14 protein-coding genes and 1 pseudogene are annotated in these 17,710 nt (G+C 39.2%); 13 read left to right on the top strand and 2 right to left on the bottom strand.

Annotation, left to right across the window (positions count from 1 at the left end; all coding sequences use genetic code 11):
* Positions 1–13 precede the first annotated feature (13 nt).
* From AACL61_RS09265 to AACL61_RS09220, 10 genes are all read left to right on the top strand, one after another.
* Positions 14–1,192, top strand: coding sequence for an acetyl-CoA C-acetyltransferase (locus tag AACL61_RS09265; protein ID WP_339111287.1), 1,179 nt, complete (start codon positions 14–16; stop codon positions 1,190–1,192).
* A gap of 311 nt (positions 1,193–1,503) precedes the next feature.
* Positions 1,504–2,853: an SLC45 family MFS transporter gene (locus AACL61_RS09260; RefSeq protein ID WP_102816094.1), complete on the top strand. Its 1,350-nt coding sequence runs from the start codon at positions 1,504–1,506 to the stop codon at positions 2,851–2,853.
* An 88-nt stretch (positions 2,854–2,941) separates the two neighbouring features.
* Positions 2,942–5,194 carry a glycoside hydrolase family 65 protein gene (locus tag AACL61_RS09255; RefSeq protein ID WP_339111286.1) on the top strand — a complete coding sequence of 751 codons (2,253 nt, stop codon included), beginning with the start codon at positions 2,942–2,944 and terminating at the stop codon, positions 5,192–5,194.
* 18 nt (positions 5,195–5,212) lie between these two features.
* Positions 5,213–5,875 carry a beta-phosphoglucomutase gene (pgmB, locus tag AACL61_RS09250; RefSeq protein WP_003670263.1) on the top strand — a complete coding sequence of 221 codons (663 nt, stop codon included), beginning with the start codon at positions 5,213–5,215 and terminating at the stop codon, positions 5,873–5,875.
* 76 nt (positions 5,876–5,951) lie between these two features.
* The gene (locus AACL61_RS09245) at positions 5,952–6,434 is read left to right on the top strand and encodes an Lreu_0056 family protein (RefSeq protein ID WP_339111285.1); all 483 of its coding nucleotides are present in this window, start codon (positions 5,952–5,954) and stop codon (positions 6,432–6,434) included.
* 87 nt (positions 6,435–6,521) lie between these two features.
* The gene (locus AACL61_RS09240) at positions 6,522–7,142 is read left to right on the top strand and encodes a GTP pyrophosphokinase (protein ID WP_086132019.1); all 621 of its coding nucleotides are present in this window, start codon (positions 6,522–6,524) and stop codon (positions 7,140–7,142) included.
* 1 nt (position 7,143) lies between these two features.
* A complete protein-coding gene (locus AACL61_RS09235; protein WP_339111284.1) occupies positions 7,144–7,809 on the top strand; it encodes a response regulator transcription factor in 666 nt (221 codons plus the stop codon).
* Positions 7,810–7,820: 11 nt separating this feature from the next.
* Positions 7,821–9,068: a sensor histidine kinase gene (locus tag AACL61_RS09230; protein WP_339111283.1), complete on the top strand. Its 1,248-nt coding sequence runs from the start codon at positions 7,821–7,823 to the stop codon at positions 9,066–9,068.
* Positions 9,069–9,070: 2 nt separating this feature from the next.
* Entirely contained in the window at positions 9,071–10,387 is a 1,317-nt protein-coding gene (locus tag AACL61_RS09225) for a chloride channel protein (RefSeq protein ID WP_339111282.1), read from the top strand.
* 16 nt (positions 10,388–10,403) lie between these two features.
* The gene (locus AACL61_RS09220) at positions 10,404–11,744 is read left to right on the top strand and encodes a glutamate--cysteine ligase (protein ID WP_102816100.1); all 1,341 of its coding nucleotides are present in this window, start codon (positions 10,404–10,406) and stop codon (positions 11,742–11,744) included.
* A 133-nt stretch (positions 11,745–11,877) separates the two neighbouring features.
* Here AACL61_RS09220 and AACL61_RS09215 read toward each other — a convergent pair whose 3' ends face one another.
* Complete coding sequence (locus AACL61_RS09215) at positions 11,878–12,606, bottom strand: gamma-glutamyl-gamma-aminobutyrate hydrolase family protein (RefSeq protein ID WP_085679790.1); 729 nt, start codon at positions 12,604–12,606, stop codon at positions 11,878–11,880.
* Between the two features lie 118 nt (positions 12,607–12,724).
* On the opposite strand from AACL61_RS09215, the gene AACL61_RS09210 reads away from it, so the two are divergent.
* Positions 12,725–13,591: an aldo/keto reductase gene (locus tag AACL61_RS09210; RefSeq protein WP_078009686.1), complete on the top strand. Its 867-nt coding sequence runs from the start codon at positions 12,725–12,727 to the stop codon at positions 13,589–13,591.
* Positions 13,592–13,722: 131 nt separating this feature from the next.
* On the top strand, positions 13,723–15,510 hold the full coding sequence (locus tag AACL61_RS09205) for a glycerophosphoryl diester phosphodiesterase membrane domain-containing protein (protein WP_102816101.1): 1,788 nt from the start codon (positions 13,723–13,725) through the stop codon (positions 15,508–15,510).
* 52 nt (positions 15,511–15,562) lie between these two features.
* Here the strand turns inward: AACL61_RS09205 and AACL61_RS09200 are convergent.
* Positions 15,563–16,060, bottom strand: a pseudogene (locus tag AACL61_RS09200) (ECF transporter S component).
* A 269-nt stretch (positions 16,061–16,329) separates the two neighbouring features.
* On the opposite strand from AACL61_RS09200, the gene AACL61_RS09195 reads away from it, so the two are divergent.
* The gene (locus AACL61_RS09195; RefSeq protein ID WP_019253721.1) at positions 16,330–17,679 is read left to right on the top strand and encodes an FAD-dependent oxidoreductase; all 1,350 of its coding nucleotides are present in this window, start codon (positions 16,330–16,332) and stop codon (positions 17,677–17,679) included.
* The last annotated feature ends 31 nt before the right edge of the window (positions 17,680–17,710 follow it).

Raw genomic sequence — 17,710 nt, 5'->3', positions numbered from 1 at the left:
GAGGGAAATCGGAATGGAGAAGGTTTACATTGTTGCTGCTCAGCGAACACCGATCGGTAAGTTTAACGGTCAGTTAGCTTCAAAGTCTGCAGTTGAATTAGGAGCGATTGCAATTAAAGCGGCTGTTGAAAAGGCAAAGCTCAGCGGAAACGATATTGACCAAGTATTAATGGGGAATGTTATTCAAGCAGGAACGGGACAAAATCCAGCTCGCCAAGCATCAATGGCCGCTGGATTAGGTGAACAGGTTCCGGCAATAACAATTAATGACGTCTGTGCGTCGGGAATGTCCAGTGTTGACCTGGCAGCAAGTTTGATTCGCGCAGGACAGGCTAATGTAATTGTTGCCGGGGGGATGGAAAGTATGTCCCAAGCTCCTTATGTTCTTCCTAAGGCACGGAATGGCTATCGATTTGGGAATGGGACCTTGCTTGATGCAATGCAAAGTGATGCTTTAAATGATGTTTATGGCGGTTATCCAATGGGAATTACTGCTGAAAATATAAATGATAAGTATCAGATTACTCGTCACCAGCAAGACGAATTTGCTTTGTTGAGCCATCAACGTGCAGTAAAAGCTCAAAAAGCAGGCTATTTCGATTCAGAAATTGTGCCCGTTGAAGTTAAGCAGAAACGAACCACTGTAACTGTAAAGGTTGACGAAGCACCACGACCAGATACTTCCCTAGTGGCTTTAGCGAAATTAAAACCAGCTTTTAAATCTGACGGAAGTGTGACTGCAGGAAATGCCTCGGGAATTAATGATGGGGGAGCTGCTTTGGTTCTTGCTTCTGAAAGTGCAGTCAATCAATTAGGATTAACTCCATTGGCTGAGTGGCAAGAATCTGCGGTTGTTGGTCTTGATCCAGCATTGATGGGTCTGGGACCATATTATGCAATCAATAAGCTCTTAAAAAATCAGCAGATGGCGGCAGATGACGTGGATACTTACGAAATTAATGAAGCGTTTGCGACCCAAGCCCTTGTCTGTCAGGACTTGCTTCATCTTGATTCTAGTGCTGTCAATCCTTGGGGTGGAGCAATTGCGTTAGGCCATCCAGTTGGGTGTTCAGGCGCGCGAATTATCGTCACGATGATTAATGAAATGCATTGGGATAATCATGAACTCGGCATTGCTTCGCTGTGTGTCGGGGGCGGAATGGGTGAAGCGGTTCTGCTTAAGAAAATTTAGTACCAAGAATAACATTCATCGTAAAAGGCAAGTAATTGAGGAAAATTTAAGCTTTTCTCTATTACTTGCCTTCTTTATTTTATTAAGTTAACTATGTTTTAAATAATTAACTATAACAGGCCTGCTTTGCGGAAACTAAACAGTAATAACTTTAAATTATAAAAATCCGCAACCGTTTTCTAAAAATTTGCGCAAGCGGTTGCACAACGATTTTAAATTTGATATTATTAATATTGCAATAATATATGAAGCGCTTACAATAATCATAAGTGTCTTTTAGAACTATTTTATAAGTTAAGGAGTTGTTAGCAATGAGTCAAGAAAAGTCCCCGGGGGCTGGATTACCTACTCTATCAAAGAGTACTATCTGGATGATCAACTTTGGATTCCTTGGTGTTCAGACAGCTTTTACTCTGCAGAGTTCTCAAATGAGTCGGATTTTCCAAACTATTGGTGCCGACCCTAACAACCTTGGCTGGTTCTTCATCTTACCACCATTAGCTGGTTTGATTGTTCAACCAATCATTGGTTATTATTCAGACCGTACATGGGCACCAAAGTTAGGTGGTCGGCGGTTGCCATACTTACTATTGGGAATGATTGTAGCTGTTATCGTTATGATTTTGCTTCCTAATTCAGGAAGTTTCGGTTTCGGGTATGGTTCGCTTGCTGCCCTTTGGTTCGGTGCAATTACTGTTGCTTTACTTGACCTTTCATCAAATGTGGCAATGCAGCCATTTAAGATGATGGTTGGTGATATGGTTAACGATGACCAAAAGAGTTATGCCTATGGGATTCAAAGTTTCTTATCTAACACAGGTGCTGTGTTAGCTGCTGTTTTCCCATTTATCTTAACTGCTTGGTTTGGGGTTCGTAACACTGCAAAGCGAGGCGTTGTTCCAGATTCAGTTATTATCGCCTTCTACGTTGGAGCAGCCTTGTTAGTTGTTACTAGTTTGTTTACAGTTTTCCGGGTTCATGAATATGATCCAGCAACTTATGCAAAGTACCATGGCATTACTGAAGATGACAACAAAGAAGGTGGAAACTGGTTTACACTTTTGAAGCATGCTCCAAAAGCATTCTGGACAGTTACCCTTGTTCAATTCTTCTGCTGGTTTGCATTCCAATACCTTTGGACATACTCAGCTGGTGCTATTGCCAAAAATGTTTGGAATACTGTTGATGCTACCTCTGCTGGTTATCAGGCTGCTGGTAACTGGTACGGTGTGCTTGCGGCTGTTCAATCAATCGCTGCGGTTATTTGGTCATACGTATTAGCTAAGGTGCCAAACAAGTACCACAAGCTTGGTTACGGTGGTAGTTTACTTCTTGGTGCTCTTGGGTTCATTTCAGTGTTCTTTGTTCATGATCAATGGACGTTGATTGTTTCATACACCCTTGTCGGAATTGCTTGGGCTGCGATGAACACTTACCCATTAACAATTGTTACAAACGCATTGACTGGTAAGCACATGGGTACATACCTTGGATTATTCAACGGTTCAATTTGTTTACCACAGATTGTTGCTTCAATATTGAGTTTTGTTTTATTCCCATTATTTGGACACTCACAAGTTCACATGTTTATCCTTGCTGGTATCGTAATGGCTCTTGGAGCTCTTTCAGTTGCCACAATCAAGGAAACTTATGCTGAATAGGAGTTATTTAATAAAACAAATTAATTAAGTTATAATAAAGGCAGGTTAAAGACTAACTTTATTTCAGATGAAAGGAATTGAGATTTCAATGAAACGTACATTTGATATTGCCCCTTGGCATGTTGCTACTCACAAATGGGACCCACAAGACAAGCGTTTACAAGAATCAATGACTAGTTTAGCCAATGAAAATCTTGGTATGCGTGGCTTCTTTGAAGAAGGTTACAGTGGTGACCATATGGAAGGTATTTACCTCGGTGGAGTTTGGTTCCCTGACAAGACTCGTGTTGGTTGGTGGAAGAATGGTTATCCTAAATACTTTGGTAAGATGATCAACGCTGTCAACTTCATGAAGTTAATCATTAAGGTTAATGGTGAACAACTCGACTTAGCAAAGCAAACACCAAAAGACTTTAAGCTTGATCTTGACATGAAGCGTGGTGTCTTAGAACGGCGTTTTACTGTTGAAATTGGTGGTACTGAAATGTACTTCAATTTTGAACGTTTTGTTAGTGTTACCCAAAAAGAATTAGTTGGTCAACGTCTCCACATTAAGAACCGTGGCGATAGTGATGCTAAGGTTGAAATTACCAGCATGATTGATGCTGATGTATACAACGAAGACGCTAACTACGATGAACAATTTTGGAACGTTTTAGGCAAGTCTGCTGATGGCGAACATGCTGAATTAACTTCTATGACTAAGAAGAATGATTTTGGCACTCCACAATTCATCGTTGGAATGAAGACTACTTCAAAGACTAACCTTGACCACGTGGGTGACGGCACTGACGAAAAGCACGCTTACAACACATTTGCTGGTACTGTAGCTGCTGGTAAAGAAGTTAACTTTGAAAAGCGCAGTATCGTAATGACTTCTCGTGATTACGACTCCCAAGCAGATATTGAAAAGAACTTGGATGTATTAGGCGACCAACTTGATAATCAAAGTTTTGACGACTTACTCGATCCACATATTAAAGAATGGGCAGATCGTTGGGTTAAGTCTGATGTTGAAATTAATGGTGACGAAGGAGCTCAACAGGGTATTCGTTTCAACCTCTTCCAACTCTTCTCTACTTACTACGGTCAAGATTACCGTCTTAACATCAGTCCAAAGGGATTCACTGGTGAAAAGTACGGTGGTGCTACTTACTGGGATACTGAAGCTTACTGTATTCCTGTTTACCTTGGGGTTGCAGACCCAGAAGTTGCTCGTAACTTATTAATGTACCGTTACAAGCAATTAGATGGTGCCTTTGTTAATGCTAAGCAACAAGGACTTGCTGGTGCATTATTCCCAATGGTTACCTTCAACGGTATCGAATGTCACAACGAATGGGAAATTACCTTTGAAGAAATTCACCGTAACGGGGACATTGCCTTTGCTATTTACCTTTACACTAAGTACACTGGCGACAAGTCATACGTTCTTAACGAAGGGGCAGAAGTTCTTACTGAAATTTCTCGTTTCTGGGCTGACCGTGTTCACTACTCCCAAAACAAGAACAAGTACATGCTTCATGCCGTAACTGGTCCTGATGAATACGACAATAACGTAAACAACGACTGGTACACTAACCTCCTTTGTCGCTGGACTCTTCAATACACCCTTGACATCTTAGATCAAGTAGATGAAAAGGTAGCTAAGAAGCTTAATGTTTCAGAAGACGAAAAGCGTAAGTGGAAGGGGATTGTAGACAACATGTACCTTCCTTACGACAAGGAAAAGGACATCTTCCCAGAAAACGATGGCTTCATGGACAAGGACTTGACTCCAGTTTCTGAAATTCCAAGTGACCAATTACCACTTAACCAACACTGGTCATGGGATAAGATCTTACGTTCACCATACGTAAAACAAGGTGACGTTATCCAAGGTCTCTGGGACTTCATTGATGACTTTACTAAGGAAGAAAAGAAGAACAACTTTGACTTCTACGAACAATTTACTGTTCACGAATCAAGTCTTTCTGCTTCTGTTTACTCAATTATCGCTGCTGATATTGGTTATGAAGACAAGGCCGTTGAATTGTATGAACGTTCAGCACGTCTTGACCTTGATAACTACAACAACGATACTTCTGATGGACTTCACATCACTTCAATGACTGGTTCATGGCTTGATATTGTTCAAGGATTTGCTGGTATGCGTGTTCGTGATGGTCAATTGTACTATGCACCATTCTTACCTAAGAAGTGGGATTCATACCAATTCCGTCAAATGTTCCGTGGTCGGATCTTGAAGGTTAAGGTTGACAAGCATGGTACTAAGATCGATCTTGTATCAGGTGACCCAATTACCATCGACCTTGACGGTAAGAAGCTTGAATTAAAGTAATTCTTGGAGGCATTTGAGATGAAGTTTGAAGATTTGAAAGGTTTTGCATTTGACCTTGACGGTGTTATTGCTGACACTGCTCGTTTTCATGGTCAAGCATGGCACCAATTAGCTGACAAGGTTGGAACTGAATGGACTCCAGAATTGGCTGACGCATTAAAGGGTGTTAGTCGGATGGATTCTTTGGAATTAATCTTGAAGGCTGGCGGTCATGAAAATGACTATACTCAAGAAGAAAAAGAAGCTTTGGCAACTGAAAAGAATGATAACTATATTAAATTAGTTGAAACTCTAACACCTGCCGATATTCTTCCAGGAATGAAAGACTTCTTAGATGAATTGAAAGCTAATGGTTACCACATTGTATTAGCTTCTGCTTCTAAAAATGCGCCAAAGGTTCTTAAGTATTTGCAATTAACTGATTACTTTGAAGGAATCGTTAATCCAGCAAACTTAAGCCATGGTAAGCCAGATCCAGAAATTTACCAAGAAGCAGCTAAATTAATGGATCTTCCAGCTGACCAAGTAGCAGGACTTGAAGATGCCCAAGCCGGAATTGAATCAATTAACCGTGCTGGTGAATTATCAATTGGTTTTGGTGCTGATTTGCAGGATGCTGATGTTAAGTTCGATAAGACTGGCGATGTATCCTTAGCTGCTATTAAAGCGCAAATGAATTAAGATCCAATTTCTCTCTTTTAACAATCCGTAAAGACGTACTTAGAATAATCTAGGTGCGCCTTTTTTATGTGAAATTATGAAAAGAAAAGTAATTATAACAATCATTATTTTAATTAGTTGCTTATGGGTAGCAGTTACAATTAAATTTAATCGGCCTTCCCCTCGGCAAGTTCAGGATGAAACACAGTCAAGTCAACAACTGCGACCAAAATTTACCGACCAACAAATTGGGGTTTTGGCGGGATTGGCAATATCTCCCGACTGGTTAAAACAAAATATTGCTGCAAATCAACTCGTTTATGGAATTGTTAAGCCCTCTGATACCGTTCCAGCAGGAGTAAATGATTATAGCTATTTAGTAGCCGCTGACGACCAAGATGGAACGGCAATTTTCTTTAAAGTTGAAGGCCAGACTGTGATCATAAAATATACTTCTCAGCGAAATGCAAAATTAAAAACAAAGGACTTAACCTTGGCGCAACTAAGAAAAGAATTCTACCAAACGAGGTCACAAAAAAAGCAAGTAGATAACTATGTAGCAGGATTGCGGACCGAGTAAAATTTAAGGCATCTTAAAAATGCTATTTTCAGGGTATTCTTTAGTGATGAGTACTGTATAATATTCAAATTAAAGGAGGAAACTGTGATGTCAATTTATGGCCCATATGAGCAGATTTTGTCAAATATTCTTTCCCTCACAACCGATCGGATCAAAGAACTAAATCAGCAAACAGTGCAGGATAAGCAACCAAAACTTTATGAACATTTAATTGCCCGAGTGAAGACTTCCGAGAGTATGGCGGAAAAATGCCAACGAAAAGGCTATCCGGTCTCTACTGAATCGGCATTACGAAAATGTCGCGATGCAGTTGGAATCAGAATTGTTTGTAATTTCATCGATGATATTGACCGTTGCCTTTGCCAATTACGTCAAGCTGACTGGTGTGAGGTTATTAAGGAAAAAGATTATATTACAAATGCAAAGCCAAATGGGTATCGGAGCTATCACGTCATTATTGATGAAACAGTTCCATATCAAGATATTGAAGGAAATAACCCCGGACATTTTTATGTTGAAATTCAGTTACGGACGATCGCAATGGATTCATGGGCAAGCCTTGAACATGAGATGAAATATAAACATAATATTAAAAATCCAGAGCGAATTGGCCGTGAACTTAAACGTTGTGCTGACCAATTAGCATCATGCGACGTTCAAATGCAAACAATCCGGCAATTAATTAATTCTAGTGAGGAAGGCGAATAAAATGCGAATCCTTGTAGCGGAAGATGAACAGCAGCTATCTCATGTATTAAGTTCAGCGATGACAGCGAGTGGTTATCAAGTTGATATTGCTAATAACGGCCAAGAAGCGGTTGAGCAGGCGAAAGAAAATGCTTATGATGTCATAATTTTAGACATCATGATGCCTGTTAAATCAGGACTGGAAGCATTAAAAGAAATTAGGGCAACTGGTAACCGCACATATATTATGATGTTAACGGCAATGGGTGAAGAAGATGATAAGGTAACTGGTCTTGATACCGGTGCTGACGATTACTTAACTAAGCCATTTTCGTTAAAAGAACTACTTGCTCGGTTGCGCTCCCGTCAACGCCGAGATGATTCTTATCAAGTAGATGTTCTTGAATTTGGTGATTTGACCCTTAATGGTAACGATCAATCGCTTGAAAGCCGTAATTCGATTAGTTTAACGAATCGGGAAAATCGTTTACTTCAGTATTTTATTTTGAATGCCAATAAAGAACTATCAGTAAATGAACTTATCAGTCACGTTTGGGATGAGAATGACACCGTTGATCAAGAAGATCTCTGGATTAATATCTGTTATTTACGGCAAAAATTACAGGCAATTCAATCTCAAGTAACAATTAGTGGTGAAAAAACTGGACCATTTATGATTGCAGGCTAGGGGGTCAAGAAATGATTCAACGTTTTCGTTATAAATTTATTGCAATCTCAACTGCTGCATTATTATTTGTGATTTTGACAATTGTTGGTAGTATTTGCACCCTCACTTACTATCAATCACACCAAGAAATTGAACGAGTATTAACGATTTTGGTAAATAACGATGGCCAAATTCCCCGAAAAGGGATCCGGACTACTGACAATAGTCAACCTCAATTTTCACGTGAGGGCCTTCATCAATATCGTTATTTTGCTGTACTGGTCGATAATAAAAATCAAGTAACGGAAGTGCAAGACGATCATATTGCAACGGTTACGCCGCAGGATGCCCGAGCAATGACAGACCGTCTTGTAAGAAGAAAGGTGCATAGCGGGCAGTTGCTATATCGAGGGGTAAATTATGCTTATAAGATTCGGAATAAAGACGGCGAGAAAGTAATTGTCTTTCTTGATGAGTCACTCCTCATGGCCCGGACACAATCACTAATGCATACAGGGTTGATTTTAGGGGTAATTGTTTTAGTTCTGTACACTATTGTTTTAACCCTTTACTCGCGTCGTGCAATTCGGCCAATTATTGAGGCAGAGCAGCGGCAAAAAGAATTTATAACTAATGCTAGTCACGAATTAAAAACGCCATTGACAGTTATTTCAGCGAATAATGAAATGCAAGAGATTATCAATGGTGAGAATGAATGGACAGCAAGCACCAAGCAACAGGTTACTCGCCTGACAAAGTTAATTAATAACCTGGTGTCACTTGCGCGCATGCAAGAGCAACCGACATTAACGATGGTGCCGGTAAATGTAAGTCAAATTGCCGGGGATGTGGCTAGTAGTTTCAAGAGTGTAATTTCAACCGAGCAGAAACAATTCAATGTACAGATTGATGAAGGCTTGGTAGCAAACGCTGATGAAAATATGCTGCGGGAACTGTTGAATATTTTGCTTGATAATGCGAATAAGTATTGTGATCCTCAGGGAGAAATTGATTTTACAGTGGCCTCACCTAATCATAGTAAGAATATCGTTATTACGATTGCGAACAGCTATAAGGATGGTAAAAGCCTGGATGTTAAAAAATTCTTTAACCGCTTTTACCGGGTTGATGAATCGCATACTCAAGGCAAAAAGGCTGGTTTTGGGATTGGGCTTTCGATGGCTCAATATATTGTTAAACAATTTAAAGGGAAAATTACGGCGAAGTATACAAATGGTAAGTTAGCTTTTATCGTAACGTTAAAAGAAGTAGGAAAGTAAGAATGAAATTTTGGCGACTTAAGATTGGAATATATGCAGTTGTTTGGAGCCTAATAATTGGTATGCTGACAGCGGCGTATTTAAACTTAGTTAACTGGGTAATTGATTTGGTTTGGCATCAATACCTTGATACGACAGTTGGTGGTAAATGGTATCCGTTTTTAGTATGTATCCCATTGGGATTTTTGATTGGTTTCTTGAATGAACGATGGGGTAATTACCCGTTAACGATTGAACAAGTGCTGACGCAGGTAAGGATGAAAGGGCAATTAAATTATCATAATTGGTGGAAGTCTTTTATTCTTGGCTTATTGGCCCTCGGCGCAGGAGGAAGCATCGGGCCGGAAGCTTCTACAACAGTCTTAACTAGCAGCATGATTAATTGGCTTGGGGATCGTTTGCGTTGGGCAGCTTCAATGCGTCAGGAGTTTTCTCTTTGGCACGGTAAAATGCAAACGCAAGATTTAGCCGGTGCCCCTAGGTTCAGTCAGCTTTTTAAAAATAAATATCAACGAGTTCTTGTTATTTCAGGATTAGTTGGAATTGGAATAATAGGCGCGACGATTGTTTTTAAGCTTTTTCCTGAAGAAGGTGTTTTTGGAATTCATCATCGGATCATTGATTGGGAGTGGATCAATTTATTAACGAGTATTCCAACGCTTATCATCGGAATTGCTTTTGGGTGGCTGTTTGTTCACTTAGAAAATTGGGCTGCACTGATAATTAATGCAAAAATAAGTAAGATTTGGCAAGGTGGGATTTTTGGGCTAATTTTAGCGGTTAGCTCGTTGATCACAAGCGATATTATGTTTTCCGGTGAATTTAGAATTGTTCCTTTTACCCACGAAGCCTTCAATCATTCAATCACCTTCCTATTAGTTGTAGCACTCGTAAAAGCCGTAATGAGTAATGTGGGTTTTGCAATGGGATGGCGGGGAGGAACTATTTTCCCGGCTATCTTTTCGAGTGTCGCGGTAGGAACTGCCTGTGCGATGATGTTGCCCGGAGACGTACGAGTAAATGCAATTGTTGTAATTGCGGCAAGCCTTACCTTTATTTTAGAAAAACCATTATTAACAATTATCCTACTGTTATTATTAGTGCCGATTGAACTAGCTCCTGTAATCATTCTTGTTTGCTTTTTAGTAGGAAGAATTATTAAACTTTTTCCGGCTAGTGAACAGAAAATCTTTAATATCTTTTGTATAACAAGGAAGATCATGTACTTGCTAAGCGTGAAAAATTATTTAAATTTCGTTTTATTGATATCTAGTTGTTTATATGAGAAAAGTCATGTATCTTTATTAAAAAACAATTAGAGAATGGGGCGATAATGTGTTTAGCAGAATTGGTCAATTAATATTCGATAATGAAGCTGTTGCAAAGACTTCTGATTTTACAATGGGTCTTGAGATTGAAATGCAACGAGTAGACGAAGATGGCAACCTAAGCCTTGAGCCATATCCGTCAGCGATTGGGGATGAGAAGACTAATCCATGGATTACCAATGATTTTTTAGAAACAATGGCTGAAATGGTAACTCCTTCTGCCCAACATGCTCTTGATGCAATGCATTATTTGTATGTTATCAATAATACATTGCGATCAGCTCTTGCTCCCGGCGAGTTATTATGGCCGTTATCCATGCCCCCACGACTTCCTAAAGATAAGACTAAATTGCGGTTAGCTAAAATGGGACCGAAAAAAGAAGCTTATTTGAAGGAATGGGCAAAACGTCATGGATACTCGCAAGGAACACCTTGTGGAGCGCATATTAACTTGAGTATTGATCAACACATTATTGAGCTAGTCCTTAACGCTTTCCCAGAACGCTTTAATAGTGAGCGTGAAGTGCGGAATTATTTATATACTATCTTGGCACAAGGTTTTGTTCGATATCGATGGCTTCTTACATATCTTTATGGTGCAAGCCCAATTGTTGAAGAAAATTATTTTGAACCAGGAAAAGAGTTGCCTCATCCGATTCGGAGCGTGCGGCAAAGTCAATACGGTTTTGGGACCAAATTTACCGGTGATTTTACTAATCTCGATCGTTACATTGCACGGATTGAAGAAGGAGTTAAAGCAGGGATCTTAACATCGGATTACGAATTTCATGGTCCGGTGAGGTTCAAAGGAAACACGGATTTAAAAAAGTTGCCTGAACATGGAATTGAGTATTTAGAATTACGAATGCTCGATTTAGATCCTAGCAGTTCAGTAGGAGTTCGAACTGGTACACTAAGATTTATTCGTTTATTAGCAAGTTACTTGATCATGCAGCCGCCATTAAAAGAAAACGAAGTAGAGGAAATGTTGGTGACTGCCGATAAAATGAATGAAGTTGTAGCAGAGGAAAATCCCCAAGCAACTTGTAGATATCAGGCCAAAGCTCGTGCTGTCCTCAAAAGTTTAGAGCGGTATGCCAATCAAATCCAACTCGGTCCAGAATATTCCGAAGTTCTGGAAGACTTAGAAGATCGGGTCGAAAATCCGCTAACTACCCCGAGTGCTAAACTCTTAAACTATGTAAAGAATGGTTCACTCACCGAGTATGCGTTGCGTCGTGCCAAACGTTACCAACAAGCGGCACAGGAAACAATCCATCCTTTCAAAGGGTTTGAAGATGGACGAATCTATACTGCTGATGAGCTTCGAAAAGAATTAATATTGTAACCTTTTCAAGGAGAAGCTAGCTCCAGTAAGTAATAATAGGCCTCCAACGTTCGATTTTACCGGGCGTTGGAGGCCTATTATTCTATGTTTTTTTCTGAAAGTAACTTAGCTTATGTCACAGCCCCTCCACTATTTATTTAGCCGCTTTTTTCGCTCTAGTAATTAAGTCAGCAAAAATAGCGCGCGAATAATCGTAATGTTTAAACATGTTTTCTGGATGCCATTGAACTGCTAAAATTTGATCAGAGTTAATGGTTTCCACGGCTTCTGGTACCTGATCATCAGCCCATGCCGTTACATGAAGTGGTTCAGCAATCTGATTTAGTGATTGATGATGACGTGAATTAACATATGGTCTGGGTCCTACTAAGTTAAATAATCGACTTGCCTTGTCTGTATTAACGTGGTGGGAAGGAAAATTTCCTGGGGCATCTTGGGAATGCTTAAGGGTTTGATGGGGATTTTCCGAAAGGTCTTGGTATAAAGTCCCGCCAAGCGCAACATTTAATACCTGCATTCCACGACAGATCCCCATCATTGGTTTTCCAGCATTAAATGCAGCTGTAGCAAGACTAATTTCAAATTGATCTCGTTTAAGATATGTGGGACCTAATTTTTGATGCGGCTCTTCGTTGAAAAAGGTTGGATCGACATCACTTCCTCCAGCAAAGATAATCCCATCGAAAAGATCAAGGTAGGATGGTGCTAGTGAAGCAGTAACACTAGGAAGAATAACGGGTAATCCTCCTGACTTGATAATGGCTTCGATTAATGGGCGAGGTGCGAAGGCAGCATTTCGCTCGTTAATGATGTTTGTAGCTTCAGTTAATGTATCTGCAGGAATAGCAATTCGTGGATGCATATAACCCCTCCTCATTTATTTCTCATGATATTATAATCAAAGCATAATTTATTTGGAATAGCAATCAATATTTTTAATAAAAAAAGATATAATAGAAGATGAAAGAAGGAATGTAAAGATGCTTGAATTAACTAATATTAACTCAACGTTCAACTTAAATAATGGGATCAAGATTCCCTGTGTGGGATATGGTACATTTAGGACTCCGGCAGATGTAGCTGAACAGGCCGTGAAAGAAGCAATTGAAACTGGTTATCGACACATTGATACTGCGGCTGTTTACGGAAACGAAGAAGCAGTAGGTAAGGGGATTAAGGATTCGGGAATTAAGCGTGAAGACCTTTTTGTGACTAGCAAGTTATGGAATACTAATCGTGGCTATGAACAAACGAAGAAGGCTTTTCAAGAGACGCTTGATCGTTTGCAGATGGATTATTTAGACCTTTACTTAATTCACTGGCCCGCCAATGAAAAGCAGTTTGGAGATGATGCTGCCAAGATTAATGCTGAAACGTGGCGCGCAATGGAAGACCTTTACAATGAAGGTAAAATTCGGGCAATTGGGGTAAGCAATTTTATGCCTCACCATATTGCGGAATTAATGAAAACGGCCAAAGTAGCGCCAGCAGTTGATCAAATTGAGGTTCATCCGGGTTGGCCACATACGGAAGAAATTAAATACTTACAAGCACACAATATCTTAGTTGAGGCATGGGCTCCTTTAGGTGGTCAAGGTGCTAAAGTATTAACTAATCCAACAATGATTCAAATCGCTGATAAGTATCAAAAGACGCCTGCACAAGTCTGTTTACGTTGGATTCTCCAACAGGGGATTCTTCCATTACCGAAGTCTGTCCATAAAGAACGGATGATAAGTAACCAAAATATATTTGATTTCGAATTAACTGATGAGGATATGCGCAAGATTAGTTTATTGCCAAATCTTGGCGGTCAATGTGCTGATCCAGATGAAGTTGATTTTTAATGCTAAGAAATATGAAATTGATGCAGTAGTATTGGGTATCCTGTTAAATTTATGCTAAAAAGTCTCGAACCTTCACGGAAGAGGCTTTTTTGATATAATTTCTTTTAGCTAATAACGAGGAGAATTTGAAAATGAAAAATGCTTATCGCGCTTTTCGCCAATACTCTTGCCAGTTCAGGAAAAATTGGCTTGAATATTTAATCTTATTTGGCGGTCTTGATATTGTAAACCAGTTTCTGGTAATTCCCTTTTTTCGCTGGATAACTACCTTTGTCCTGCAGGCAGGAGAAATTCCGTTTATTTCATATCAAAATATTGTAATTATTCTGACCCACCATCCATTAGTTGTAGTGAGCCTTTTAATTGAATTAATATGCCTAATGGTAATCATTTATGGCGAATTTATGTTTTTGTTGACGGGCTTTCGTGAAATTGGCTTGCCGGAGTTTAGCTGGCGGCGAATGTTTAGGCAAACACAAGAAACTTTATCATTGTTAAATTTTGGATCGTTAATTTTATTATTAGGTTATTTCTTGCTTATTATTCCATTTGCGGATATTATCTTTCGGACTCCTTTACTGGCGAAAATTCAAGTTCCCCAGTTTATTGTTGATTATCTTACCCGTAATGCATGGCTTATTGGTGGATTGACCTTGTTCTATCTTTTGATGACAATGATCGGTATTCGTTTAATATTGACAATGCCGTTAATGGCTTACCAACACTTACGATTAAGAGCTGCTATGTCTCAGAGCTGGCAAATGACAAGTAAGCTAAGATGGTTGAAGTTTTTAATTCAAATTGTGCTGATGACAATAATTGTAGGTAGTATAACGGTTGTTTTTTACCTCATGATTTACATTCTCCAGGTTGTTTTGGATTTATTACCCGGGAAATTATCTTTGATTACTGCTATCTTTAACTTGTCGATCTTACAGCTTGGTGGGGAAGTACTAGCGGTATGGGCAGGAACAATTATCTTACTGGTAGTCGTTAACCCGTTAACTAGCATTAGTGAGCTGGCGACAAGTCCTGAACACCCATCACGAGGTTTGCTTACTTCCTTTATGCTTGTCTTCCTTGTAATCGGCTTGGCGACTCTTGCAAATAATACTTTTTACATGATGGGGACGGGGATTAAACGCCCAATAACTATCTCTCATCGGGGAGTTGCTGAAAAAAACGGGGTGCAAAATACTATTCCAGCAATGGAAAAAACAAGTAAACTTAAGCCTGATTATATTGAAATGGATTTACATGAAACAAAGGATCACCAGTTTGTTGTGATGCACGATGAGAATCTTAAAGACCTAACAGGAGTAAATAAAACACCTCATGAACTAACATTGAAGCAATTAACACGACTAACAACACGCGAAAATGGCTATCATGCTAAGGTTGCGAGTTTTGATCAATATTTAGCAGCGGCTGAGAAATATCATCAGAAACTTCTGATTGAGATAAAAACAACACCACATGATTCAAAACAGATGCTCCAGAACTTTAATCGCCGGTATGGGAAAAGGATTTTGCAAGATCATGACCAAGTCCACTCGCTCGATTACAGTGCTGTGACTAAACTAAAAAAGATTAATCCGCGGTTAACAGTTTTGTATATTCAACCCTATAATTTGGGTAATCCCCAGGGAGTTGCTGACGGTTTTTCGATGGAATATTCAACATTAAATCAGGACTTTATTACTCAAGCCCAGTGGCAACATAAACCGGTATATGCATGGACAGTTAATGACACAGATTTAATGAAACAGACTATGTATAACCACGCTAATGGGATAATTACCGATAATTTAGGAGAATTAAATGCGGCAATAAAAGATTTTACTGGTAAGCAAAGTTATGCTAATCGAATTCTAAACTATATTATTGTCGTTCCCACAAGTGGGGGAATTGAACCGTAAAAAAATACTCGAGAACAGATAAGCTGTTAAAGCGATCAGTTCTCGAGTATTTTTATCCAATATGATGCTTCTTCAATTGCCTAATAACAATTAACGCCACTATTCCACCGATCATTCCTTGGATAAAGTTTGAACCTAAACTTAAAAAACCAGTAATTACATGGTACATAACAGTATTGCAGATAAAGTAGATTGCAATCATTACGATTGTTCCGGCTAAGATTGCGGTCCATTTGCCCCAGGTGGTGTTGCCATATTTTTTATAAATCTAGCCACTGATAAATCCTTCTAAACCATGAGCAGCAAAGGAAAATAAGGCATCTTGGGGGAAGCCGGAAATAAGGTCAAGGAACATTCCGCCAAAGCCACCAACAATTGTCCCTGCTCTTGGTCCTAAAAGCATGGCAGCAATGAATACACCAGCATCACATAAGTTGACGTTACCATGTGTCCATGGAATAGGGATAAGAAAGAAGCGACCGAGGACAAGAGTTAGTGCTAATAACATTGCAGCAATAATTGAGCGGCGTAACCGAAAAGTAGATTCCATATTAAGACTCCTAACATAATCAATTGTAAGTAATTTTACAATAATTTTTTAAAAAATTTCAGAGAAAAAATGTGTTGTTATTTATCTATCGATACAAATAAAAATTAACTTAACATCTTGTGTCATAGTAATTGTATTGGAATGTTATGTAATAAAGCTGATAATTGATTTTCGACTGATAATCAATATTCCTATTTTATATATTGATTAAATGAAAATAATGCGTATAATAAATTGTGAAAATCAGAACATGATATGAGGTGTGTGTTATGAAGGTTATTATTGTTGGTTGTACACATGCGGGAACAATTACTGCCACTCAAATTTTACAGAATCATCCAGAAACAGAAGTCACAATTTATGAACGGAATGATAACGTTTCATTCCTCTCATGTGGGATTGCGGTTTACTTGAGCGGTGATGTTGGTGATCCAGATGCGATGTTTTATTCAAGCCCTGAACAACTTGCTGCCATGGGTGCAACAGTTCATATGCAACATAATGTAACTGATATTGACCCTAAGACTAAGACGGTCACAGTGACAGATCTTGTGACAGGTGAAACAAAGACCGACCATTATGATAAGCTAGTTGATACTACAGGTTCTTGGCCAGTAATTCCACCAATTGAAGGTGTAGATGGTCCGCATGTTTATTTATGCAAGAATTACCACCATGCTAAAGAATTATTCAACGTTGCTAAAGATGCGCAACGGATTGTTGTAATTGGTGGAGGCTATATTGGGGTTGAATTGGTAGAAGCTTACACTCGTCAAAACAAGGATGTTACATTGATTGATGGTTCACCACGGATGCTTCATAAATACTTTGACCGCGAGTACACTGATCGGATTCAACAAGAATTTGTAGATCACGGAGCTAGTTTTGCCTTTGACCAACGAGTAACCGGATTTGAAAATCATGAAAATGGGGTAACCGTTAAGACAAATAAGGGCAACTACGAGGCAGATATTGCTATTCTCTGTGTTGGCTTCCGTCCGAATACTGACCTCTTAAAGGGTAAAGTGAAGATGCATGATAATGGGGCAATCATTACGAATGAATATATGCAATCATCTGACCCAGATATTTATGCTGCCGGTGATTCAACAGCTGTTCACTATAACCCAACTGGTAAGGATGCGTATATTCCATTAGCTACTAACGCTATTCGACAAGGAACAATTGTTGGAACAAATCTCTTTGGCAATACGATGCGCGATATGGGAACCCAATCTAGTTCTGGATTAAACTTATACGGGACAACGATGGTATCATCTGGATTGACTTTGGAGAATGCCAAGGAAGCGGGCTTTGATGCCGCCGCGGTAACAATTGAGGATAACTACCGTCCCGAATTTATGCCGACAACAACTCCTGTATTAATGACATTAGTTTGGGATAAGAAGACTCGGCAAATTCTTGGTGGACAGTTTATGAGTAAGCATGATGTTTCTCAATCTGCTAACATTATTTCCTTATGTATCCAGGATAAGCACACGATTGATTATTTAGCATTTGTTGATATGCTTTTCCAACCACACTTTGATCGTCCATTTAACTATGTAAATATTCTTGGCCAAGCGGCGGTAAAGAAACAAGCTGAATTAGAAAAATAATAACTAAAAAGGTTGAGGCTGGGAAAAAACT

This window comes from Limosilactobacillus reuteri subsp. porcinus (genome assembly GCF_036621895.1).
Classification (GTDB): domain Bacteria; phylum Bacillota; class Bacilli; order Lactobacillales; family Lactobacillaceae; genus Limosilactobacillus; species Limosilactobacillus reuteri_J.
This window is presented reverse-complemented; position numbering and strand designations above follow the sequence as displayed.